Raw genomic sequence first — 21,047 nt, forward strand, 5'->3', positions numbered from 1 at the left:
GTCGTCTCGGCCGCCGGGGATCTGAGCCGGTGCCTCACAAGGAGCGGCGGACGTATTCCTTGAGCGAATCCCTCACGAACGCCGCGCAGTTCGGGTTGCCGTAGGCGGCGGCGTAGCGTTCGTCGTCGGCGTACATGTCGGCCATGGCGGTGACCATGGCGATGGAGCGGTCTCGGTCGCCGGCGGCCACGGGGGTGCCGGGGATGTCGCGGAACCAGCCGATGTGGCGGGCGGCTTGGGATTGGGCGGGATCGGAGTCGGGGGTGTGGCCGGATTTCCAGATGTCGATCCAGGTGGCGATCATGTCGTCGAGGTCGCGTTTCCATTCGCGTTGTTGTCGCAGGGATTTGGCGTGCCACCACTGGTTGCCGGCTTCGAACGCCGCTTCGCCCCAGCGGGCGATGACTTCGTCGCGGTAGGGGTCGTTGAAGCCTTCGAGCATCATGTGCAGCGAGCCTTCGGCGCCGGCTCGGGTGTCGAGGGTGTGGCGGAGGGCCCGGATTCGGTCGTCGATCCGGGCCCGTTCGGCTTCCAGAAAGCGGAGGTGGGCCTGTAGCGCCGCGCTCTCGGTGTCGGCGGGGTCCTGGTCGGAGACACGGTCGAGGATTTCGGCGATGGTGGGCAGGCTCAGGCCGAGTTCGCGCAGCAGCAGGATGCGCTGGAGGCGCGCCACCGAGTGGGTGTCGTAGTGGCGGTAGCCGTTGTGGCCGACTCGGGCGGGTGGGAGCAGGCCGATCTCGTCGTAGTGGCGCAGGGTGCGGCTGGTGATGCCGGCGCTGTCGGCCAGTTGCTGGATCGTCCACTCCATGAAGGTCTCCCGTCAGTGTTTGCCGGCCCAGTCGCCCTCGAAGGTGGTCGCCCATTCCTTGGCCTGGTCGAGTTCGGCCAGGCGGGGTGCGGTGAGGATGACGCGGTTGCCGTCGGGGTCGGTGATGGTGACATCGCTGGTGTACCACGCGGTGTCGGCGGGGCCGGTGATCGTCGCGCCGGGGAAGGCGTGCTCGCGCAGGGTGGTGGCGAGGGTGGCGAGGTCTTCGTCGCCGGCGGAGAAGCTGACGGTGGTGCTGCCGGGGGCGGGCTCGCCGGGGACGAGCAGCAGGTCCTGGTATTTCATCCGCCGCAGGTGCACCACCGCCGGGCCGTTCTCGCCGGGAATGGTTGCCAGCGCGATGAATCCGGCGGCCTGGTAGAACGCTGTCGTGGCGGCGATGTCGCGCACCTGGAAGGTGGCGAACATGGGCATGGGGTAGATGGTGCGGTCGATGTGCTCGCTCATGGATTCGACGGTAGGAGTTGACGTAGCGGCAAGGTCAATTCGGCGGCGCGGTGTGGCGGGAGTACACCGCCAGCATGTCCTCGACCAGGCGCAGGATGGCGACGTCGAGGTCGGGGCGCTGATAGACCCCGCGCACCACGGCCTCACCGGAGAACAGGTGCAGCAGCATGAAGTAGATGGATTCGCGGAGTTCGGCGGGGAAGTCGGCGAGGACGCCGCTGGCGTCGAGGGCGGCCACGATCTCGCGGTAGTAGTTCTCGGCGATGGGGGCGATGCGGTCGCGCAGTTCGGTGTCGGAGCGGGCGGCCAGGAAGATCTCGCGCAGCGCGTGGGTGAGGGTGGACTGCTGGGACTGGCGCAGGAACCGCAGCGCGATGTCGAGCGGGTTGTCCTGGGCGCCAAGCTTTTCCATGGCCGCGCGGTAGCCGACGAGCTGGCGGGCGAAGATCTCCTCGGTGGTGCGCACGATCAGGTCCAGGCGGGTGTCGAACTGGCGGAACATGGCCCCGGCCGAGAGCCCGGCGCGCCCGCAGATCTCCTGCACGGTGGTGCGCTGGTAGCCGACCTCACCGATGGCCGCGGTGGTGGCGTCCACCAGCTTGGCCACGGTGGCTGCCCGGCGCTCCTGCTGGGTGCGCCGCGGGCGGGAAGCTTCGCTCACGACACCCCATCCTGCCCCGTGAACACCGGCGGCAAACATCCGGCCCGGGGTGACCGTTGACACAGTCGCCGCGGGCGGCACGAACACGATCGGGCCGACCCCCGCGTCGGCGCCCGGGATGCCGGTGGGGCGGCCGTACGATCGGGCTCATGCCAGCAACCCGGGTTTCGATCCTGCTCGCACTGACCGCCCTGGCCGCCGCCGGATGCTCCTCGGGTGGCGGTGGAAACCAGACCCCGCCGGCCTCGCTGACGGGTCGCACGTTCGTCTCGACGGCGGTGTCGGGGACCCCGATTCCGGGCGGCGGGCCGTTGACCCTCACCTTCACCGAGGGCCGGGTCTCGGCGTCGGCGGGCTGCAATACCGCCAATGGTTCGGTCGACCTGCAGGGCAATACGTTGCAGGTCGGCGAGTTGGCGTCGACATTGATGGCGTGCCCCGGCGATCTGACCGGTGCCGACGAATGGCAGAGCGGTCTGCTGCGGTCCCAGCCCACCTGGACCCTGTCCGGCGACACCCTCACGCTGAAGGGCAACGGTTCCACGGTGACCATGCTCGACCGCAAGGCCGCCCACCCCGACAAGCCGCTGACCGGCACCACGTGGATCGTGACCGCCGTGCTGCGCACCCAGGCCGAGGTGCGGTCGGTGACTCTCGACGAGGTACGCCCCGCCCTCACCATCACCCCGGACGGCAAGGTGTCCGGCAGTGCGGGCTGCAATACGATGACCGGGACGGCCGCCATCGACGGCGATGACGTCACCTTCGCGATCGCCACTACCCGCATGATGTGCGCCCCCGAGGTGATGGAGGTCGAACAGCAGGTCTTGGAGGCGCTGGACGGGAAAACCAAGGCCACCATCGATTCCGACGTCCTGACTCTGCGCAATGCGGGCAACGGCGCCGGACTGAAATTCCGTGCCGAGTGAGACCCGGCGGTCCAGTACGCGCTGATCGCCTCGAAAATCATTGTCGCCGGGCGGTATCGGCGCGCTTGCGTCCCGTCGTATGAACTGCGCACCGAACTCCACGCCGATTCGCGACCGTGGGCCGGTTGGGGCGATTACGACCGCAAACAGTTCACCGCCTGGAATATCGCGGCCTTGATCGCGGAGCTGATGAGTAAGGATTCGTGGCCGGGCTGACGCTTTGTGCCATTGCCCGAAAATCCTGCACCACATGGCTTTTTGTGCATTGCGGACTGACAACGGAATGTTGTGAACTAACGGCATTTCAATGTTTCAGCTCCGCGGCCCGACGACCTTAATGTTCCATTCCACGCCGAGGACCAGCTCCGGGCGTAGACCATCGAACATCTAGGAAATCCATGGCACACAGAGTTATCGCGCGCGGCGTGGCCGCCTGCGCGGCGACCACCACGGCGGCGGGCGCGCTGGCGCTGTTCGGCGCGGGCGCGGCCCAGGCGGACCCGGGAACGATCACCTGGAGCGACGGCTCCTCGCAATTCACCCGGACCGTCAGCAACACCACTCCCGCCGAGGGCGACACCGTCACGGTCAGCACCAAGTTCGAACGCACCAGCTGGACCGACGAATACATCTACAACATCAAGGACCGCCACGCGGCCTGCCTGACCTACGTCGCGGGCTCGGCCAAGATGACCGGCAACGACGGCGACTACCCCTACGCCGATCCCGAGGTCAAGGCCGATGAGGGCAATGGGACCGGGTACGTGCGGGTCTCGTTCGGCATCACCGACTGGGTGGTCCAGAACCGGCCCGGATTCCACCGCTCCCCCATCTTCACCGTCCAGTACAAGGTCGGGCGTGACTGCGCGCGCGGCACCGCCCTGGCCAGCGGCATGGACTACGGCGGGTCGCTCGGGTCGGGCAACTACGGCACCAAGGGCCCGTCGATCACGGTCGGCAAGAACGCCACGACCACCACGCTGGCCGCGGTGCAGAACGCCCGAGTCGGGGTGGCGGCCACGCTGACCGCGACCGTCACCGGCGGCGCGACCGGCGACCCGGTCGACTTCTTCGACGGCACAACGAAGATCGGCACGGGCACGCTGGACGCCGCGGGCACCGCGACCTTCCAGTGGACGCCCGCGGTGAAGGGCGATCACACCCTGTCGGCGAAGTACGCGGGCACCACGGCCGCCAACGGGTCGACCTCGGCGACGGTCACCGCGCAGGTGTCCGAGCAGAACCAGACCTCGACGGTGAGCCTGGCCGCCGCCTCGGGCGCGCAGGTCGGCAAGGCGACCACGCTGACCGCCACCGTGAGCCCGGCCGCGGCGGGCGGCACCGTCGAGATCCGCGACGGGGACACCTCCCTCGCGGTCGTCCCGGTGGGCACCGACGGCACCGCCGCTTATCAGTGGACCCCGGCCACCGCGGGCGCGCACACCCTGACCGCGACCTTCTCCGGCCGCGACGGCGTCACCGGTTCCACCACGACCACGCAGGTCACCGTGGCCGACGCGCCGGTCCAGAACACCGACTCCACCACCACCCTGTCCCCGGTCTCGGGCGCGCAGGTCGGCAAGGCGGTGGCGGTGACCGCGACGGTGAAGCCCGGAAACGCCGGTGGCAGCGTCACGTTCAAGGACGGCACCACCGTGGTCGGCACCGCGCAGGTCTCCGGTGACGGCACCGCCACCATCCAGTGGACCCCGGCCACCGCGGGCCAGCGCACGCTGACCGCCGAATACTCGGGCCAGGGCACCGTGAACGCGTCCTCGGACCGGGCCTCGGTCGTGGTGGCCGCCGCCGCGGGCGGGGTCGATACCGGCAGCGGCACCGGCAGCCTCGGCTCCCTGCTGGGCGGCACCGGCTCGAGCAAGTAGCGCGACGGAGATGTCGCCGGACGGTCCCCTCTCCCGTCCGGCGACATCGCCGGAAACGTTCCCCGGGCGCGCCGATCGGGGCAAGCTGGACGGACTGGCCGAGGGATCGGATGTTGCCGCGGGCAGCGCCGATTCACCTCTACGCTGAGTTCCCGGCGTGCGCGACCTATGGGGCATATGGGAGGACGTCATCAACGACCGCGAAGCGGATCTGGATCAGTGGTTTCGCGCGGAGGTCGCCGCGGCGACACCGGGACCGGCTCGCGCGCAGGGGGAAACGATCGACGTCGCCGCCGGGCTCACCGGTGAGCTGGCGCTGGCGTTGTTCGACGCGCAGGTCACCTCCCGGCACCTGGATCTGGCCGCGCGGCGGCTGGGCCGCGAGGGGCACGGCTACTACAGCATCGGATCGGCCGGGCACGAGGGCAATGCCGCGGTCGCGGCGGCGCTGCGGGTCACCGATCCGGCGCTGCTGCACTATCGCTCGGGCGCGTTCTTCGTGCACCGGACCCGTCGGGTGCCGGGCCTGGATCCGATCCGCGACGTCCTGCTGGGGGTGACCGCGGCGGCCGCGGACCCGATTTCCGGTGGGCGGCACAAGGTTTTCGGCAGCAAGCCCGCCCACATCATTCCGCAGACCTCCACCATCGCCTCGCATCTGCCGCGCGCGGTGGGCCTGGCCTTCGCGCTGGGGCGGGCCGCGCAGCTGGGGCTGGGCACCGAATGGCCCGCGGACGCGGTGGTGGTGTGCAGTTTCGGCGATGCCTCGGCCAATCACTCGACCGCGGCCGGGGCGATCAATACCGCCATCCACACCGCCCATCAGGGCGTGCCGATGCCGATCCTGTTCGTGTGTGAGGACAATGGCCTGGGCATCAGCGTGCCCACCCCGCGCACCTGGATCGAGCAGGCCTACGGTGCGCGCCCCGGGCTGGCGTATTTCGACGCCGACGGCGCGGACCTGCCAGCGGCGCTGGCGGCGGCGAGCGCGGCCGCCGATCATGTTCGCGCCCATCGCACACCGGCCTTCCTCCGCCTGCGCACGGTGCGGCTGCTCGGCCACGCGGGTTCCGATGTCGAATCGGCCTACCGGCGTCCGGCCGACATCGCCGCCGATCTGCGCCGCGACCCGGTGGCCGCGACCGCCCGGCTGCTGATCACCGCCGGCGTGGCGACCCCGGCGGCGGTGCTGCGCCGCTACGACGAGATCGCCGAACAGGTGGCCAAGGCCGCCGACAGTGCGTGGCACGAGCCGAAATTGGGCTCGGCCGCCGAGGTCGTGGCCCCGCTGGCCCCGGCCCGGCCGACGCTCGTCCGCGCCGACGTCCTGCGCGGCGAGGACCCCGACTCCGTGTCGGGCGATCCGCTCACCCTGGCCCAGGCGGTGAATCAGACGCTGGCGCAGCTGCTTGCCCGCGACCCCGACGTGCTGGTGTTCGGTGAGGACGTGGGCCGCAAGGGCGGGGTGTACGGCGTCACCAAGGGGTTGCGGCAAAGTTTCGGCGCGCGACGGGTTTTCGACACCCTGCTCGACGAGCAGAGCGTGCTGGGCACCGCGCTCGGCGCGGGTCTGGCCGGATTCGTGCCGATTCCGGAGATCCAGTACCTGGCCTACGTCCACAACGCCGAGGACCAGTTGCGTGGCGAGGCGGCGACGCTGTCGTTCTTCTCCGGCGGCCGCTACCGCAATCCGATGGTGGTGCGCATCGCGGGGCTGGCATATCAGAAGGGCTTCGGCGGCCACTTCCACAATGACAATTCCCTTGCCGCGCTGCGGGATATCCCCGGGCTGGTGCTGGCGGTGCCCGCGCGCGCCGACGATGCGGCGGCCATGCTGCGCACGTGTGTGGCGGCGGCGCGGGTGGACGGGCGGGTGTGCGTGTTCGTGGAGCCGATCGCGCTCTATCACACCCGTGACCTGTATCGCGAGGGTGACGGCGGCTGGCTGGCGCCGATTTCCGGTGTGCGCCATGCCGAGATCGGCCGGGCCCGGGTGCACGGTGCGGGCACGCATCTGACCATCGTGAGTTTCGGTAACGGGGTGCCGATGAGCCTGCGGGCGGCGCGGCGGCTGGCCGAGCGCGGCGTTCACGCCCGGGTGCTGGACCTGCGCTGGCTGGCTCCCCTGCCGGTGGCGGATCTGCTCGACCATGCCCGCGCGACCGGTCGGGTGCTGATCGCCGACGAGACCCGCCGCAGCGGAGGCGTTTCCGAGGCGGTGTGCGCCGCGCTGCTGGACGCCGGATTCGCGGGCAGGCTGGCGCGGGTCACCAGTGCGGACAGTTTCGTGCCGCTGGGTCCGGCGGCGACGTCGGTGCTGCTGGACGAGGACACGATCGAGGCGGGTGCGCTGAGCCTGCTGGCCGCGCCCCGGTGACCACGGAGGGAGCCGGGCCTGCTCGCTATGAAACCCGGCCCCGCCCGTGGTCGACGCCGGTTCCGGTCGGCGTCCCGGTGCCGTCGGGGACGACACCAAGCTCATCTACGTATCAACTACGTAGATACGTAATACCGTAGTCGTGGGGCCGCCCGCAAGGGGCACGTGGCGACCCGCACACGATTCGCCTACTCGTGCGCGGCAGTAAGGCTGTCCTCAGTTTTGCCCCCTACACTCGGGCGGATTCCACGGGAGGAGATCGGATGCGGGCCGCGCGATCGCGGGTGGGCCGATGAGCGTCGCCGTCTGTCTGTTGCTGTACGGGTTCGCGGTCGCGGTGCTCGCGCCCCGGGTCCTGCGGCGGATCAGCGCGTCGGGCGCCGCACCGCGCATCGCGGTCGCGGCGTGGGTGGCGGTGATGGTCTCGACCCTGCTGGCCTGGACGGCGACGGTGACCATCATCGTGGTCGACATCGGCACCCACAAGATCTCGGTGCTGCCCGCGCGCTTCCTCGACACCTGCCTGCTGCACCTGCACGACGCGGCGGTCGGCCACTACGGACGCCACCTGCAGACCGGCCTGCTGATCCTGTCCTTCTTCGCGGCGCTCGCGGGCCTGGTGGTCGCGTTCCGGCTCGCCACCACGCTGCTGCGCTCGCGCCGCAGCACACTCGAACACGCGCGCCTGGCCCGCCTGGCCGGACGCCACCACCCCGAACTGGACGCCGTCATTCTCGACGTCGACCATCCCGCCGCGTATTGCGTTGCGGGCAAACCCCATACGATCGTGGTCAGCCGCGGCGTGCTCACCGCCCTCGACGACCACCACCTCGAAGCCGTGCTGTCCCACGAACGCGCCCACCTGACCGGACGCCACCACCTGCTGCTCACCCTGACCCGCGGCCTGGCCACCGTGCTGCCGCGGGTCGAACTGTTCACCATCGGCGCGGCCGAGGTGGCACGCCTGCTGGAGATGCTGGCCGACGACGCGGCCGCGCGGATCCACGGCCGCGACACCGTCCTGCAGGCCCTGCTCACCATGGCCGCGCTGCCCGAGCAGGCCGACACCACCCAGGCGGTGCTGCGCTCCCGCGTGCGGCGACTGTCCGAACCGGACGACCGCGCGCTGTCGCACTCGCGCACCGCGGCCGTGGCCGCCACCCTGACCGCCATGCTCATCCCGGTGGCCGCGCTCATCGCGGCCACCATCGGCATCGAGGTCTGCCTGACCTGACAGCGAGCGAACTCAGCGCCGCGACGGCAACGGCCGGGTCGGATAGTCGATCACCCGGCCGGGCGGCGGCATCCGATGCGAGGGATGTCTGCGATGCCGGCCGCCCCGCGTGGGCTCGCGACCGGAACGGTCCAGCACCGCCAGCGCCAGCGCCGCCATCGCACCGATCACCATCAGTCCCAGCCAGACCGCCCACTCCGCGCCCGCCGCGTGCGCGGCGCCCAGCAGCGCGCCCGTGGCCAGATTGCCGATCAGGATGCCGATGCCCACCACGGTGTTGTAGAAGCCGTAATGCGTGGCCACCAGCCGATTCCCCGACAGCGACACCACGGTGTCCATCTCGAACGGGAACACCGCCGCGGTCCCCACCGCCAGCACCGCCGCGGCCAGCAGCAGCGCGCCCAGCGCCACCGCGTCACCGAAGATCCCGCCCGAGGGCACCATCGCCAGCGGCAGGAACGACCCCGCCAGCAGCGCCACCCCCACCACCAGACCGCGCCCGGTCCCCCACCGAGCACGGAACCAGGCCGTGATGCGCAACTGGCCCGCGACCGCCACCACACCGGAGATCACGAACAACGCCGAGGTGACCGCCTGCGCCCGATCTCCCGCCAGGTACTCCGCCTGCAACGGCAGCGCCAGATACACCTGGAACGACAGCACATACGACCCGACCATGGCCACCGCGAACGCCACGAACCGGCGATTGGCCACCACGGTGCGCCAATCCTCGAGCACCGAGGTCCGCACGGCCGGCTCGGCCGCGCGCCGCGCGGGCAGCGCGAACAACTGCGCGACGGTGAGCCCCGCGAACACTACCGCCGCCGCGGCCGCCGTCACCCGGAAATCCAAGGCCAGCAACGCCAATCCGACCAGCGGCCCCGCCAGCGTCCCGGCCTGATAGAAGACGTTGAACACCGCGAACGCCTCCACCCGCCGCTCCCCGGCCTCCGCCGCGAGATAGGCGCGCACCGCCGGGTTGAACAGCGCGCCCGCGAATCCGGTCGCCGCCGAGGCGATGATCAGGCTGGGCAGATCCGAGGCGAACGCCAGCAGCGCGAAACCCGCGGTGCGCAACAGGCATCCGGCCACGATCAGCGGCTTGTACCCGAGCCGATCCGCCAGCGTGCCACCCACCAGGAACATGCCCTGCTGCGAGAAGTTGCGCACCCCCAGCACCAGCCCGACCGCCCACGCCGCCAACCCCAGCGGGCCGGACAGGTATCCGGCCAGATAGGGCATGAGCATGTAGAAGCCGAGATTGATGCCGAACTGGTTGACCATCAGCAGCTGCGCCGCCCGGTCGAACCCGCGGAACTTCACCAGGACACTCACGACAGCGGCCCCGGGGTCGCCGCACGCGGGTGCTCGGGTACGCGGGGGTCGATGACGGTCGCGCAGCGGGTCCAGCGCTCGACCTGCCGCTCGCGGGGATGGGCGATCACATCGGGGTCCGCCGGTTGGCCCGCACCGAGCAGACCGTGTGCGGCGCAATAGGAGTCGTTGTAGACGGTGTCGAAATAGCGGTGCGGCCCGTCCGGGAAGACGGCGGCGATCCGGGTGCCATCGGGTTGGGTGCGCGCGGCCCACCCGGCCACCAGCGCGACCGCGCCGACGCTCCAGCCGCCGCTGGCCAGGTATCCCGAGGCCAGGGTGCGGCAGGCCCACACCGATTCGGCCGGTGCGACCCAATGGATCTCGGTGAAGGCCGCGTAGTCGACATTGCGCGGATGAATGCTCGAACCCAGCCCGCGCATGAGGCGGGGACCGGCCTGCTGGCCGAAGATGGTGGAGGCCACCGTGTCCACGCCGATGAGCGACAGTGCGGGATTGCCGCGGCGCAGCGCACGCGCGATGCCCGCCGAGTGCCCGCCGGTGCCGACCGCGCACACCAGGACGTCCACGCCGCCCAGCTGCTCGATCAGTTCCCGCGCGAGGGATTCGTAGGCGTCCACATTGTCGGGATTGCTGTACTGGTCCGGGCACCAGGAACCCGGTTCGGCCGCCAGCAGCTCGGCCACGCGATCGCGGCGCGCCTGCTGCCAGCCGCCCTCCGGATGCGGATCCCGCACCAGATCCACGCGCGCGCCGTAGGCCGCCAGCAGCTGCGCCACCATCGGTTCCAGACCGGGATCGGTCACCACCGTCACCGGGTGCCCGTACACCAGCCCCGCCAGGGCCAGCCCCAGACCCAGAGTGCCGCTGGAGGATTCGATGATCCGCGCGCCCGGCGCGAGCTCGCCGCGCTCACGGGCGCGGCGCACCATGTGCAACGCGGGCCGGTCCTTCATGCCGCCCGGGTTGCGGCCCTCGAGTTTCGCCCAGAAGCCGCGCCCGGCGGGCGCGAAGGGCTCACCCACCCACAGCACCGGCGTATTGCCCACCAGGGCGCGCGGTTCGCGGGCCAGTACGGGCACACCGGACGTGGGGGTGAACATGTCGAATTCGTCGAGCAGACCTCGGTCCATGACTGTCGCTTTCGGTATCGGACCGCCGCGCGGGCGGGATGACGTGCACGGCAACGGACTCCGGCCACGGGCGATGAGCCCGGGCCTGCCGCTGACCGATCAGCGTCGGGCGATACACAAGCGCGTCAGCAGTATGCGGCCGCCGACCGCACCGCCCGGCGGTCCGCGCACACCGTGGACGGCGGTGGCGATGCCCTGATTCGCGAGACCGGGATCGGGCGCCGCGCGGTCGGCCAGGAGGCCCGCGGCGTGCTCGTCGGCGGGCGATTCCGCACGGATGGCGTGCTCGACATGCGGATCACAGTGCACCGATTCGCCGCCCGGCGGCGCGCCGGAGGCCGCCGCGACACCCGCGATCGGGACCGGGCTCAGGCCGGGCGAATGGTCCGCGCCCGCGCCGGCGGCGCAGTCGGTGACAGCGGCCACCAGCACCAGCACCGCGAACAGCAGCGCCCAGAGGAACCGGCCCGAACCGCCGCCACGGCCCACGCCGCCACCTCCTGCCCGAATTCGACTGTTCCGCCGTCACTTTCACCGATCGAGCGGTCACTGTCGCCGGGCTGGGTCATCGTACCGGCACCTGGTTGACACGCTCCCGAAACAATCTACTATCTACGTACGTAGTTCGTAGGGACCCCGTGATCGGGTTCACGTCCACGCCAGGCGAATACGGAGCAAAAGGACAGGACACGCATGGGGATCACGCCATCCACCAGCCCGACACGCCGAACTCGCGCCATGCCCACGACGAGAACCGGCCCCCGCCGGCGGACCGGCACAGAGAAATCCGGGATCCGACGACCCCGGCGATCAGCGCTTGCCGCGCGTGAACTTCCGCAGCGCCGCGCGCAGGCCCTCGGACTCCTCGGCGCTCATCTGCTCGACGAAATGCGCCAGCACCAGTTCCGAACGGCCACCACTGCCCAGCGCCTCGCGCATGAGCCGGGCGCTGTACTCCTCGCGACTGAGACTGGCCCAGTAGCGGTAGGCCTTGCCGACCCGCTCGCGCTCCAGCCAGCCCTTGCGATGCAGGTTGTCCATGGTGGACATGACGGTGGTGTACGCGATGTCGCGCTCGGCGGACAACTCGTCGAACAGCTCGCGGACCGTCGTCTTCCCGGGGCGATCCCAGATCCGTTCGATGATGACGGATTCCAGCTCGCCGAAGCCTCGTGCACTCACGTCCGACGTCTCCTCACCTCGGCGCGCCATTCGTACGTTCTACGTACGTAGACAGTAATATGGGCCGCTCGCCGCCACAACACGTGGCGTTGCCCGGGCCCGCCAAGCCGCGCCGGCGGCCACCCGCGGGCGGCTCAGTCCGCCAGACGGTGCCCCGCGTCCCGCAGCGCCGCCGACGCCTCCTCCAGCCGATGCGCCGGAACCAGGATCAGATCCGCGTGAAAGGTCGAGGCGACGAACACCGGGATCGACGATTCCGCCAGCGGCCCGATCAGCGCGGCCAGCGTGCCGGGCGAGTTCAGACTCCCGGCATCGACGCCGTAGAAGCCCTTCCAGGTCTCCCCCTCGGCCCAGGCCGGCGCCTCGCGAATCACGGTGAGCCCCTCCGGCGCTCGCACCAGCGCGATCCACTCGTCGTCTTCCGGAAACGTCGAATTCGGCAGATGATCCACCGCGAACTGCGACGGGACGATCCGCAAACGCTGGGAGCCGGTCATGGCCACATCGTAGGCGGCGGGCCCGACACTTCCGGTTCTCCCACCGCACCCACCAGTATTGGTGTCTGCGACCAAAATTCGGGTGACGCCTCGGCACCCGGCCCGTACAGTCGGCGAAATGAGTACCAGCCCACGCCAAATCGCCACCGAGAACGAGCGGATCGCCGCCCTCGGCACCTACCGCGGCACCGACGGCACCCTCATCGACATCAGCGCACCGCTGGCCGAGGCCCGCGCCGGGACCGTCTGCCACGAGCCCGAGGACGAGCTCCACACGCCCGTCACCGGACCGTTCACCGGTCGCCTCGAGGTCACCGCCGAAGGCAGCGTCCAGGCCGCGCGCCGACTCCACGCCGAAGGCGGAAAGCGCCTGGCGGTCCTGAATTTCGCGTCCGCGCGCAACCCCGGCGGCGGCTACCTGCGCGGCGCTCGCGCCCAGGAAGAGGACCTGTGCCGCAGCGCGCTGCTCTACCGGTGCCTGCTCGAGACGCCCCGCTACTACGAGTCCCACCGCGCCTCCGACGATCTGGGCTACAGCCATCGCGTCATCTACTCCCCCGAGGTCCCGGTCATCCGAGACGCCACCGGCGCACTCGACTCGCACCCGTTCACGACCTCCTTCCTGACCTCGCCCGCGCCGAATGCCGGTGCGCTGGCGGACCGTTCGGGCCACCCTGTCGACGTGCATGGCCTGCTCACCGAACGCGCCGCCCGCGTACTGGCCGTAGCCGCCCACCACGGAGTGCGCGAACTGGTGCTCGGCGCCTGGGGTTGCGGCGTTTTCCGCAATGACCCGAACGACGTCGCCGAAGCCTTCGACCTCGCGCTGCGGGTCCACGGCGCCGCCTTCGAACGGGTCGTCTTCGCGGTCTGGGACCGCTCCCCCGTCTCGGCCAACCGCGCCGCGTTCGAAGCCCGGTTCGGCTCGGCTGCCTCCTCGTAGCCGCGGTTGTCCGCGGAACTCACGCCGGGTCTCGCGGCAGCCGTGACATTCAACGATCCATGTTCAGATCGCAATATCTACAGACTTGGATACCCACAATGGATTTCTCGGGGTGCAGCGGGGCTGACCGGTCGGGCCGGCCCCTCAGTCGGGCCAGACGGGCGAACGCTTCTCCAGGAAGGCGGCCATTCCCTCACTCGCGCCGGGCAATTGCGACGCGGCGGCCATGACTTCACGCGCGAGGGTGTACGCGTCCGCTTCGGGTCGGTCGAGCTGGGCGTAGAGGGTGCGCTTGCCCAGCGCCTTACTGGCCCGACTCCCCCGCGTGGCCCGGCCGAGCAGGTCCGCGACCGCGGCGTCGAGGTCGGCGGCCGGGACCGCGTCATTGATCAAACCCCAGTCGACGGCCGTGCGAGCGTCGATCACGTCGCCGGTCAGGGCCAGTTCCATCAACCGTTTCCGGCCGATGGACCGCGCGACGGGAACGGCCGGGGTGTGGCAGAACCAGCCGCCTTTGCCGCCGGGCAGCGCGAAGCCCGCCGAGTCGGCCGCGACGGCCAGGTCGCAGGAGGCCACGAGCTGACAACCGGCCGCAGTGGCCAGCCCGTGCACCCGCGCGATCACCACCTGCGGCAGCTGTTCCAGGGTGGTCATGACCTCCTGGCACAGCGTGAGCAGATCGCGAACACCGAGCAGATCCCGCGCCGCGACATCGGCGAAATCGTGGCCCGCGCTGAACACCGGTCCGGCCGCGGCCAGCACGATGCCGGAGGCGTCGGTCTCCCCCGCCGCCCGGAACGCGGCCAGCAGTTCCGACAGATGATCGGCGGACAACGCGTTACGCCGGTCGGGCCGATTCATGGTGATGGTGACGGTGTCGCCATCGGTTTTGACGAGCAGGTACTCGTACTCCGCGGTCATGCTTCCACGGTAGTGCGGGCGGCGATCGTTCGCGGTCACACGGGCGAAGGCGCGGCCAATCGCAGCCACTGCCCGACCGAGGGAACCCCGTCGGTGTCGACGACCACCACGAGGTACCAGCCGGGTGGTGCCAGCGCCGGATTCGAGGGCATTTCCACCGACACCGTCCCGGGCGCGGTCGCGGTGATCGGCAGGTCGATCAGACGCTGGTTGTTGTCGCAGGAGTGGGTGCACGAGGTGGGATGCAGGAGGCTCACCTCGCGGACGGCCGCCGTCGTGGCCAGCGTCAGAGTCGCTCCGTATTCCTCTGTGCCGGAGGACATCTCGAACTCCGGCCGGGCGCCCCGGAACAGATAGGGCGGCCAGAACACCTCGATGCGCAGTTCCTCGGTCTTGCGACGCGGATTCGATCCGGCCGTCACCACCGTGCCGTCGGGTGTCAGCAGCGCCACCGAGTGGTACAGCCGCGCCACCCGCTGCGGGGCGGTCGGGGTCCAGGTGCCGGCGACCGGGTCGTAGATCTCCCCGCGGGGCGGGACCGCGTCGGCCATCTCCTCCATCGCCGAACCACCCGTGGCCAGCACGGTGCGGTCCGGCAGCACCACGGCGCACACGTGCATGCGGGCGGAGGTCATGGGCGGCCCGGCCCGGTAGGCGGGCGCGGCGGCGCTCAGGTCCGCGATGCGCGTGTCGGACAAGGCCATTCCGGGGCCGTGGGCGTCGACGGTGCCGCCGCCGAGGATCATGACCCGCTGCGCCTGGGCGGGCGGCAACAGCACGCTGGTGGACTGGCTGCGGGATTCGGGATCGTAGAGGCCGGGCACCTCGGTGACCGAACCGAGGACGGGATCCCAGATCGAGGGCCGCATCCCATTGTTGGTGCCGTACTGCCCGCCGGTGTAGAAGACGCGGCCGTCGGCGAGCAGCACCAGATGCGCGTACATCGGGATCGGTCCGGGCACCGGCAGTGGGGACCAGGTGAGCTTCTCGGGATCGAACAGTTCCGGCGTCTGCGACAGGAACCCGTCCGCGCCGAGGCCCGAAACAGCCACCACCTCACCGGTTTTCAGTGCCGTCAAGGTGGGATACCAACGCCCGTGATCCATCTCGGGCTGAGCGGTCCAGGTCAGCGTCGCCGGATCGAAGAGCAGGGTGTCGCGCAAGCCGAAGAACGGGTCGTAGCGCCCGGTCCCGCCCGCGGCCAGCACCCGCCCGTCCGGCAGGAACGCCTGTCCGGAACAGAACAGGTCGATGGGCGTGGCGGGCGCGGCCAGTCCGGGATTCGGGTAATGCCAGACGCGGGTGCGGAATTCGTGTGCGTCGAGCCGGTCCGGGTCGTTGCCGGATCCGGCGAAGAACAAGATGTCGCCGGTGTGCAGCAGCGCGGCGTGCACCGGATTCACCTCGGTGCCGAAATCCAGTATGCGCCAGGCACCCTGGGTGGCCGCAGTGGCCAGATCGGAGTCGAGGTCGAGGACGCGCAGATAGCCGGCGTTGCCGCCCGCGGGATGATCGATGGCGCCCACCACCAGCTTCGGGAGCCCGCCCGCGCCGGGCAGCAGCGCGACGGCCGCGCCCTGGTTGGCGGTGAAACCCCAGTCGGGCACGTGCGACCAGCGGCTCCAGCCGTCGACGCAGTGCCCGGTCCCGTCCAGGCCCCAGCCGATGGTGTACAGCCCGCCATTGCCGTTCGGCGGGTGGTCGACGCTGAAGACGATGAGTTCGGGTCGGCCGTCGCCGTCCAGGTCGGCGACGGTCAGGCCCGCGCCCTGGTTCTCCCACCCCCACCAGTCCGGCACCTCGAGCCACGGCGTCCACTGCCCGACCGAGCCGTCCGAGGCCAGGCCCTTGGCCAGCCGGAATCGGCCGCTGTTCTGGCCGTCCGGATTGTCGACGGTCAGCACCACGAGGACCGGTTCGTCGTCGATGCGGGTCAGGCAGATGTCGGCGCCCTGGTTCTCCCAGCCGTACCAATCGGGGACCTGCCGCCAGGGAGTCCAGCCGCCGGTGACGGTGCCGTCGGGAGCGAGGTCGCGGCCGATGCGGTAGTAGCCCTGGTTCTGCCCGGCGGGATTGTCGACCAGGAAGACCACCAGGTCGGGACGGCCATTGCCGTTCAGATCGCCGACGGCGATGCCCGCGCCCTGGTTCTCCCACCCCCACCAGTCGGGTACCGCCAGCCACGGTCCCCACTCCCCGACCGTGCCGTCATCGGCGAGGGCGTGCCCGACGCGGTAGTTTCCGCTGTTCTGACCGGCCGGGTCGTCGACCATGAGGACCACGATGTCGAGTGCGCCCTGCCCGCTCAAATCGGCGACGGCGATCCCGCAGTCCTGGTTGTCACGCGAGAACCACTCGGGAATGGGAACGAATTGTCCTGCCACACAGCACATTATCGGTGGATCGCGCCGCAGGGGGCATCCGATGTCCAGATCTCGCCGATGGCCGTTTACGCCAGGTTACGGAAAACCCTCCCGGCGGATGGGAAACCCATTACCCTGCGAAACGCTCTCGTTTCACACACTGAGGATTTCACCATGAACAAGGCACTCTGGGCCAACGGCCTGGCGCTCACCGCCGCCGCCCTGCTCGCCGGCGCGGGCACCGCGGAGGCGTCGCTGGCCACCGTCATCGGCTCCGACTCCACCTTCAAGGTCGGCGTCGACATCCAGCCCGGCGTCTATAAGACCACGACCGCGACCCAGCTGTGCGCCTGGGCGCGCCTGTCCTCACTCGCCGGCGGCACCGGCGGCACCATCGAGGCCGGCGGCGCGGTCGGCGGCAACGCCACCGTCGAGATCAAGTCCACCGATATCGGCTTCTTCACCAGCGGCTGCGGCACCTGGACCTTGGACACCACCACCACCGTGTCCGGCTCCTCGAACTTCAGCACCGGCAGCATCGGCGGTCTCATCCCGACCGGCTCGGCCTCGGGTTCGACGCACTGAGACGCGAGCGGTGAGCCGCCCACCCGGTGAGGGCGGCTCACCACACCCGCGAGACCTCAGCAGTCGCAGCAGGTCTCCTCGCAGCAGCAACAGGACTCCTCACAACAGCAGCAGCCCTCGCCGCAGCACACACAGCCCTCGCAACACGGCAGGCAGCAACCGCTGCGGCGACGCGGCCCGCGGCCGTAGTAGCCAGGCCCCGGGCCGTATCCGCCATAGCCCGGTGGCGGGCCCCACGGATCCGGGCCGCGCCGACGCCAGCGCGACTGCGGCGCGACGACGGCATGGTTCGCGCACGCGGGCGCGGAGCCGCCGAAGGTCCGGGTCACCGAGCGGCCCAGTTCGTGTTTCAGGAGTTTGTGGATCAGCCGCGAATCAGTGAATTCCACTTCCGCCAAGGCCAATTCGATTCCGAGCAGGGCATCGACGCACAGGCGGTGCGCCTCGGCGACATCGGTGCCCGTGGCCACCAGGGGATTCCATTTGCCGCGCGCCACATCGTCCGCGAGATCCTCGACCGAATCGACGAGATGCGCTATGCGGCCGAATAATCGGCCCGCCTCGGTCAGAGCGGCCACATTGCCGGGGCGGCCGGCCAGGATCGCGGTATGACCGAAGGCGGCCGCGGTGGCGGTCTCGGTGGGTTCGGTGACGGTGAGCAACGGTGTGCCGAGCACGACCGCGGCCTCGATCTCGGTCTGCCGATCCACCGCCGTCACCAGGACGCCGGTGTCGAAACCCAGTCCCGCACCGCTGGATTCGCCCTGCCGCGCCCAGCGCTGGGCGATGCGCCGGGCGGCCGGACGGATGCCGGTCGCGCCCGCGACCCCGTCGTGGTCCTCGACGTGATCACGCATCTTGGCGCCGGCCAGCACCAGTGAGACCGTGGCCGCCAGCCGGACACAGTCGCCGGTGGCGACATCGGCGCGTCGCATGCCGCGCAGCGGGCAGGGCCCGGCCGCGCGCCGGGTGGGTGGCGCCGTGGACTGCGCTTCCACCAGGGCCGAGATGATCAGCCCGTCGTAATTGGTTGCCATGCGGGCGCTCTGACCGTGGTCGTCCCGCAAGGCCAGGCACAGGCCGCACAATTGCGCCAGCCACGCCCGCCCGAGTTCCTCGCCCAGCCGATGACGGCAGGGCCGGATGATGCCGAACACCCTATTGACGGTAACCCCTCGCGGGGCATCGGTCGTGCGGATCGCGAATCCGCACCGCGTGTTCGCCGCCCGCCACCGCCTGGACGGTGTAGATCGAATCCAGTTGGGCGGCAGCGCGACAGCTCGCGGCCGTTTTCCGGACGCGCCACCGCCGCCCGTTCTCACGCTCGACGGCGGCGAGGTGCCGGCCTGACGACGGCTACTTACCCGCGGCGTGCAGGGCGGCGAGGTAGCCGTAGACGATGGCGGGGCCGATGGTCGCGCCGGGCCCGGCGTAGGTGTGGCCCATGACCGGGGCGCTCGCGTTGCCCGCCGCGTACAGGCCCTCGATCACCGAACCGTCCGCCCGGAGGACGCGGCCGTCGGTGTCGGCGCTCAGGCCGCCCTTGGTCCCGAGGTCACCGGGGACCAGCTTGGCGGCGTAGTACGGACCGGTCTCGAGCGCGCCGAGGTTCGGGTTCGGGCGGTTGCGCGGGTCGCCGTAGTAGTTGTCGTAGGCGCTGTTGCCGCGACCGAAGTCGGGATCTGTTCCGGCGGCGGCGAATTCATTGAAGCGGGTCACCGTGGCGCGGAGGTTCTCGACCGGGAGGCCGATCTGCTCGGCGAGTTCGGGGAGCGAGTCGGCGCGGGTCAGCGCGCCCGACTTGAACCAGCGGCCCGGCAGCGGCTGCCGGGGCGGGACGCCCGCGAACTGGTAGCGGTTGCGGTAGCGCTGGTCGAAGATCAGCCAGGCGGGCAGGTTCTCACCCGGACCCGCACCCTGGCCGTACTCGCCGCCGTACATCTCGTGGGTCGCCTCCACATACGGCAGGCACTCGTTCATGAACCGCTCGCCGCGGTCGTTGACCACGATGCTGCCGGGCAGATTGCGTTCGGCCAGGCAGAACCAGGGCAGGCGGGGCAGCGGGATGGACGGTCCCCACCAGGCGTCTGCCATGAATTCGACCGCGCCACCGGCATTCTCGCCCGCGCGGATACCGTCGCCGGTGTTCGCCTTCGCACCGACGGTCCAGTCGGTGCCGATGGGTTCGCGCTGGTACCGCTTGCGCATGGCCTCGTTGTGCTCGAACCCGCCGGCCGCGATGATCACGCCGCGGCGGGCGGTGAGCACCAGCTCCTGACCGTCACGGCGCACCACCGCTCCGGTGACCCGGCCGTCCTCGGTGCGCAGGTCGAGCAACGGGGTCTCCAGCCACAGCGGGACATTCGCCTCCCGCAGGCCCGCGCGCAGCATGGCGCTCAGCGCCTGGCCGCGGGCGAGGACACGGCGGCGCAGCACGGTCGCCGCCAGCCAGCGGCCCGCGACGCGAGCGCCGGTCAGCGGGCTGCGCGGGTTGCGCAGGCCCAGGTGCAGCTGCCGGAACTCGGCCTGGGTGATCACCACATTCTTCGGGGCCCGCACGTAATCCGGTTCCAGGGTGCGCAATTCGGCGCCCAGCCCGGTGGCGTTGTAGGGCGCGGGCTCGACCGAGCGGCCGTGCGAGCGACCGCCGGGAGCCTCCGGGTAGTAATCGGAATAGCCGGGCACCCACCGCATGCGCAGCGGGGAATGCGCGGCGAGGAAGTCGAAGGCCTCCGCCCCGCGATCGAGGAAGGTGTCGATGCGTTCGGGCGGCACACCCGGGCCGATGATGTCCTTCAGATAGACCCGTGCGGCCTCGAGGTCATCGGCGGGAGCGGACCGCCGCAGCGCCGCGTTCCCCGGAATCCACACGCCGCCACCGGATCTCGCCGTCGACCCGCCCCAGTGCGCCGCCTTCTCGACGATCACCGTCGACAGTCCGTGCTTCGCGGCGGTCAGCGCCGCCGCCATTCCCGCCGCACCGGATCCCACCACGATCACATCGAAGGTCTGACCGGTCGCCTTGTCGTCCTGCATTGTTCCTCACCCTGATAGTTCTGTTCGAAGCTGTTCACTGACCCGCCAAGGCTTCTCAGCCGCGCCAGCGCTCCCCGGTCACGGCGTCGAGCGCACCCTCGACGCACACCGCCAGCGACATCTCCGGATGCGCCGAATTCCGCAGCCACTGCAGGTATCCGAACTCCGCCGCCGCCAGCATGAGATGCACCAGCAGGCCCGGGGTGCTGTCCTGGCCCGCGTCGCGCCCCATCCGCTCCGCGACCAGCTCGACCAGTCGCGTCCGATGTTCGGGAGTGATCAGCGCGACCCGTTCCAGCAGATGCGGCGCGGTCTGGAACGCCGCCCGCCACTGCTCCAGATCCTGCGCGGCCAAGGTCGTCGATCGAGTCAGAATCGCCTGCGCCAGCGCGACATCCGCCGGTTCCCCCGCAGCCCGCTCCTCCAGCAGCGCCACGATTCCGGCGCCACCTTCGCGCACGGGATCCAGCAGCAGGTCCTCCTTGCTGCGCACGTGCCGGAAATACGTACTCGCCGACACCCCCGCCGCCGCCGCGATCTGTTCGGTGGTCACCTCCCCGAATCCCTGCGTCGCGAACAGCTCGAACGCTGCCCGCTGAATCTCGGCCCGGATCTGCCGCCGTTGCCGCTCCCGTAGTGACATCCGCAGACCTCCTTCCGTCACCGACAGCATCTCCCTTTGTGACAGTCAC

Annotated in this window: 19 protein-coding genes; 6 read left to right on the plus strand and 13 right to left on the minus strand. The window is 70.4% G+C overall.

Annotated features, from left to right (window positions below; translation table 11 throughout):
• Window positions 1–34: 34 nt before the first annotated feature.
• Genes ACWELJ_RS01025 through ACWELJ_RS01035 form a run of 3 tightly spaced genes read right to left on the minus strand, consistent with a single transcriptional unit; the run spans window position 35 to window position 1,937 of the window.
• Window positions 35–808: a MerR family transcriptional regulator gene (locus tag ACWELJ_RS01025; RefSeq protein WP_452364132.1), complete on the minus strand. Its 774-nt coding sequence runs from the start codon at window positions 806–808 to the stop codon at window positions 35–37.
• Window positions 809–820: 12 nt separating this feature from the next.
• The gene (locus tag ACWELJ_RS01030; protein ID WP_452364133.1) at window positions 821–1,276 is read right to left on the minus strand and encodes a VOC family protein; all 456 of its coding nucleotides are present in this window, start codon (window positions 1,274–1,276) and stop codon (window positions 821–823) included.
• A gap of 34 nt (window positions 1,277–1,310) precedes the next feature.
• Window positions 1,311–1,937 (minus strand): TetR/AcrR family transcriptional regulator, encoded by a 627-nt coding sequence (locus ACWELJ_RS01035; protein ID WP_452364134.1) that lies wholly within the window; start codon window positions 1,935–1,937, stop codon window positions 1,311–1,313.
• 149 nt (window positions 1,938–2,086) lie between these two features.
• On the opposite strand from ACWELJ_RS01035, the gene ACWELJ_RS01040 reads away from it, so the two are divergent.
• The 4 genes from ACWELJ_RS01040 (at window position 2,087) to ACWELJ_RS01055 (ending at window position 8,360) form a co-directional block, all read left to right on the plus strand.
• Window positions 2,087–2,866 carry an META domain-containing protein gene (locus ACWELJ_RS01040; protein ID WP_452364135.1) on the plus strand — a complete coding sequence of 260 codons (780 nt, stop codon included), beginning with the start codon at window positions 2,087–2,089 and terminating at the stop codon, window positions 2,864–2,866.
• Between the two features lie 398 nt (window positions 2,867–3,264).
• Window positions 3,265–4,749, plus strand: coding sequence for an Ig-like domain-containing protein (locus tag ACWELJ_RS01045; protein WP_452364136.1), 1,485 nt, complete (start codon window positions 3,265–3,267; stop codon window positions 4,747–4,749).
• A gap of 157 nt (window positions 4,750–4,906) precedes the next feature.
• Entirely contained in the window at window positions 4,907–7,126 is a 2,220-nt protein-coding gene (locus ACWELJ_RS01050; RefSeq protein ID WP_452364137.1) for a thiamine pyrophosphate-dependent enzyme, read from the plus strand.
• 292 nt (window positions 7,127–7,418) lie between these two features.
• On the plus strand, window positions 7,419–8,360 hold the full coding sequence (locus ACWELJ_RS01055) for a M56 family metallopeptidase (RefSeq protein ID WP_452364138.1): 942 nt from the start codon (window positions 7,419–7,421) through the stop codon (window positions 8,358–8,360).
• 12 nt (window positions 8,361–8,372) lie between these two features.
• Here ACWELJ_RS01055 and ACWELJ_RS01060 read toward each other — a convergent pair whose 3' ends face one another.
• The 5 genes from ACWELJ_RS01060 to ACWELJ_RS01080 form a co-directional block, all read right to left on the minus strand.
• Entirely contained in the window at window positions 8,373–9,695 is a 1,323-nt protein-coding gene (locus ACWELJ_RS01060; RefSeq protein ID WP_452364139.1) for an MFS transporter, read from the minus strand.
• Window positions 9,692–10,798, minus strand: coding sequence for a PLP-dependent cysteine synthase family protein (locus ACWELJ_RS01065; RefSeq protein WP_452364201.1), 1,107 nt, complete (start codon window positions 10,796–10,798; stop codon window positions 9,692–9,694). Before ACWELJ_RS01065 ends, ACWELJ_RS01060 begins: the two co-directional genes overlap by 4 nt.
• 129 nt (window positions 10,799–10,927) lie before the next feature.
• Window positions 10,928–11,317, minus strand: coding sequence for a putative copper homeostasis (lipo)protein LpqS (gene lpqS, locus ACWELJ_RS01070; RefSeq protein ID WP_452364140.1), 390 nt, complete (start codon window positions 11,315–11,317; stop codon window positions 10,928–10,930).
• Window positions 11,318–11,638: 321 nt separating this feature from the next.
• A complete protein-coding gene (locus ACWELJ_RS01075; protein WP_452364141.1) occupies window positions 11,639–12,010 on the minus strand; it encodes a BlaI/MecI/CopY family transcriptional regulator in 372 nt (123 codons plus the stop codon).
• Between the two features lie 134 nt (window positions 12,011–12,144).
• Window positions 12,145–12,507, minus strand: a complete 363-nt coding sequence (locus ACWELJ_RS01080) for an ACT domain-containing protein (RefSeq protein WP_452364142.1) — start codon at window positions 12,505–12,507, stop codon at window positions 12,145–12,147.
• Between the two features lie 118 nt (window positions 12,508–12,625).
• Here ACWELJ_RS01080 and ACWELJ_RS01085 point away from each other — a divergent pair, with 118 nt between their 5' ends.
• The gene (locus ACWELJ_RS01085; protein ID WP_452364143.1) at window positions 12,626–13,450 is read left to right on the plus strand and encodes a TIGR02452 family protein; all 825 of its coding nucleotides are present in this window, start codon (window positions 12,626–12,628) and stop codon (window positions 13,448–13,450) included.
• A gap of 144 nt (window positions 13,451–13,594) precedes the next feature.
• Here ACWELJ_RS01085 and ACWELJ_RS01090 read toward each other — a convergent pair whose 3' ends face one another.
• Both ACWELJ_RS01090 and ACWELJ_RS01095 read right to left on the minus strand, forming a co-directional pair.
• Window positions 13,595–14,371 carry an enoyl-CoA hydratase-related protein gene (locus ACWELJ_RS01090; protein ID WP_452364144.1) on the minus strand — a complete coding sequence of 259 codons (777 nt, stop codon included), beginning with the start codon at window positions 14,369–14,371 and terminating at the stop codon, window positions 13,595–13,597.
• A gap of 35 nt (window positions 14,372–14,406) precedes the next feature.
• Complete coding sequence (locus ACWELJ_RS01095) at window positions 14,407–16,755, minus strand: galactose oxidase-like domain-containing protein (RefSeq protein ID WP_452364145.1); 2,349 nt, start codon at window positions 16,753–16,755, stop codon at window positions 14,407–14,409.
• Between the two features lie 153 nt (window positions 16,756–16,908).
• On the opposite strand from ACWELJ_RS01095, the gene ACWELJ_RS01100 reads away from it, so the two are divergent.
• Window positions 16,909–17,319, plus strand: a complete 411-nt coding sequence (locus ACWELJ_RS01100) for a hypothetical protein (protein ID WP_452364146.1) — start codon at window positions 16,909–16,911, stop codon at window positions 17,317–17,319.
• A 56-nt stretch (window positions 17,320–17,375) separates the two neighbouring features.
• Here ACWELJ_RS01100 and ACWELJ_RS01105 read toward each other — a convergent pair whose 3' ends face one another.
• From ACWELJ_RS01105 to ACWELJ_RS01115, 3 genes are all read right to left on the minus strand, one after another.
• Window positions 17,376–18,476, minus strand: a complete 1,101-nt coding sequence (locus tag ACWELJ_RS01105; RefSeq protein WP_452364147.1) for a DUF5685 family protein — start codon at window positions 18,474–18,476, stop codon at window positions 17,376–17,378.
• Between the two features lie 199 nt (window positions 18,477–18,675).
• Complete coding sequence (gene kstD, locus ACWELJ_RS01110) at window positions 18,676–20,355, minus strand: 3-oxosteroid 1-dehydrogenase (RefSeq protein WP_452364148.1); 1,680 nt, start codon at window positions 20,353–20,355, stop codon at window positions 18,676–18,678.
• Between the two features lie 55 nt (window positions 20,356–20,410).
• Complete coding sequence (locus tag ACWELJ_RS01115) at window positions 20,411–20,998, minus strand: TetR/AcrR family transcriptional regulator (RefSeq protein ID WP_452364149.1); 588 nt, start codon at window positions 20,996–20,998, stop codon at window positions 20,411–20,413.
• Window positions 20,999–21,047: the final 49 nt, after the last annotated feature.

Source organism: Nocardia sp. NPDC004582 (assembly GCF_053602115.1).

What these genes read in the sequence shown, in the direction of transcription:
- ACWELJ_RS01080 (WP_452364142.1), bottom strand. Translation starts at nt 12,507, where the DNA reads ATGACCGGCTCCCAGCGTTTGCGGATCGTCCCGTCGCAGTTCGCGGTG.
- ACWELJ_RS01030 (WP_452364133.1), bottom strand. Translation starts at nt 1,276, where the DNA reads ATGAGCGAGCACATCGACCGCACCATCTACCCCATGCCCATGTTCGCC.
- ACWELJ_RS01025 (WP_452364132.1), bottom strand. Translation starts at nt 808, where the DNA reads ATGGAGTGGACGATCCAGCAACTGGCCGACAGCGCCGGCATCACCAGC.
- kstD (WP_452364148.1), bottom strand. Translation starts at nt 20,355, where the DNA reads ATGCAGGACGACAAGGCGACCGGTCAGACCTTCGATGTGATCGTGGTG.
- ACWELJ_RS01065 (WP_452364201.1), bottom strand. Translation starts at nt 10,798, where the DNA reads ATGTTCACCCCCACGTCCGGTGTGCCCGTACTGGCCCGCGAACCGCGC.
- ACWELJ_RS01090 (WP_452364144.1), bottom strand. Translation starts at nt 14,371, where the DNA reads ATGACCGCGGAGTACGAGTACCTGCTCGTCAAAACCGATGGCGACACC.
- ACWELJ_RS01085 (WP_452364143.1), top strand. Translation starts at nt 12,626, where the DNA reads ATGAGTACCAGCCCACGCCAAATCGCCACCGAGAACGAGCGGATCGCC.
- ACWELJ_RS01045 (WP_452364136.1), top strand. Translation starts at nt 3,265, where the DNA reads ATGGCACACAGAGTTATCGCGCGCGGCGTGGCCGCCTGCGCGGCGACC.
- ACWELJ_RS01040 (WP_452364135.1), top strand. Translation starts at nt 2,087, where the DNA reads ATGCCAGCAACCCGGGTTTCGATCCTGCTCGCACTGACCGCCCTGGCC.
- ACWELJ_RS01100 (WP_452364146.1), top strand. Translation starts at nt 16,909, where the DNA reads ATGAACAAGGCACTCTGGGCCAACGGCCTGGCGCTCACCGCCGCCGCC.
- ACWELJ_RS01055 (WP_452364138.1), top strand. Translation starts at nt 7,419, where the DNA reads ATGAGCGTCGCCGTCTGTCTGTTGCTGTACGGGTTCGCGGTCGCGGTG.
- ACWELJ_RS01115 (WP_452364149.1), bottom strand. Translation starts at nt 20,998, where the DNA reads ATGTCACTACGGGAGCGGCAACGGCGGCAGATCCGGGCCGAGATTCAG.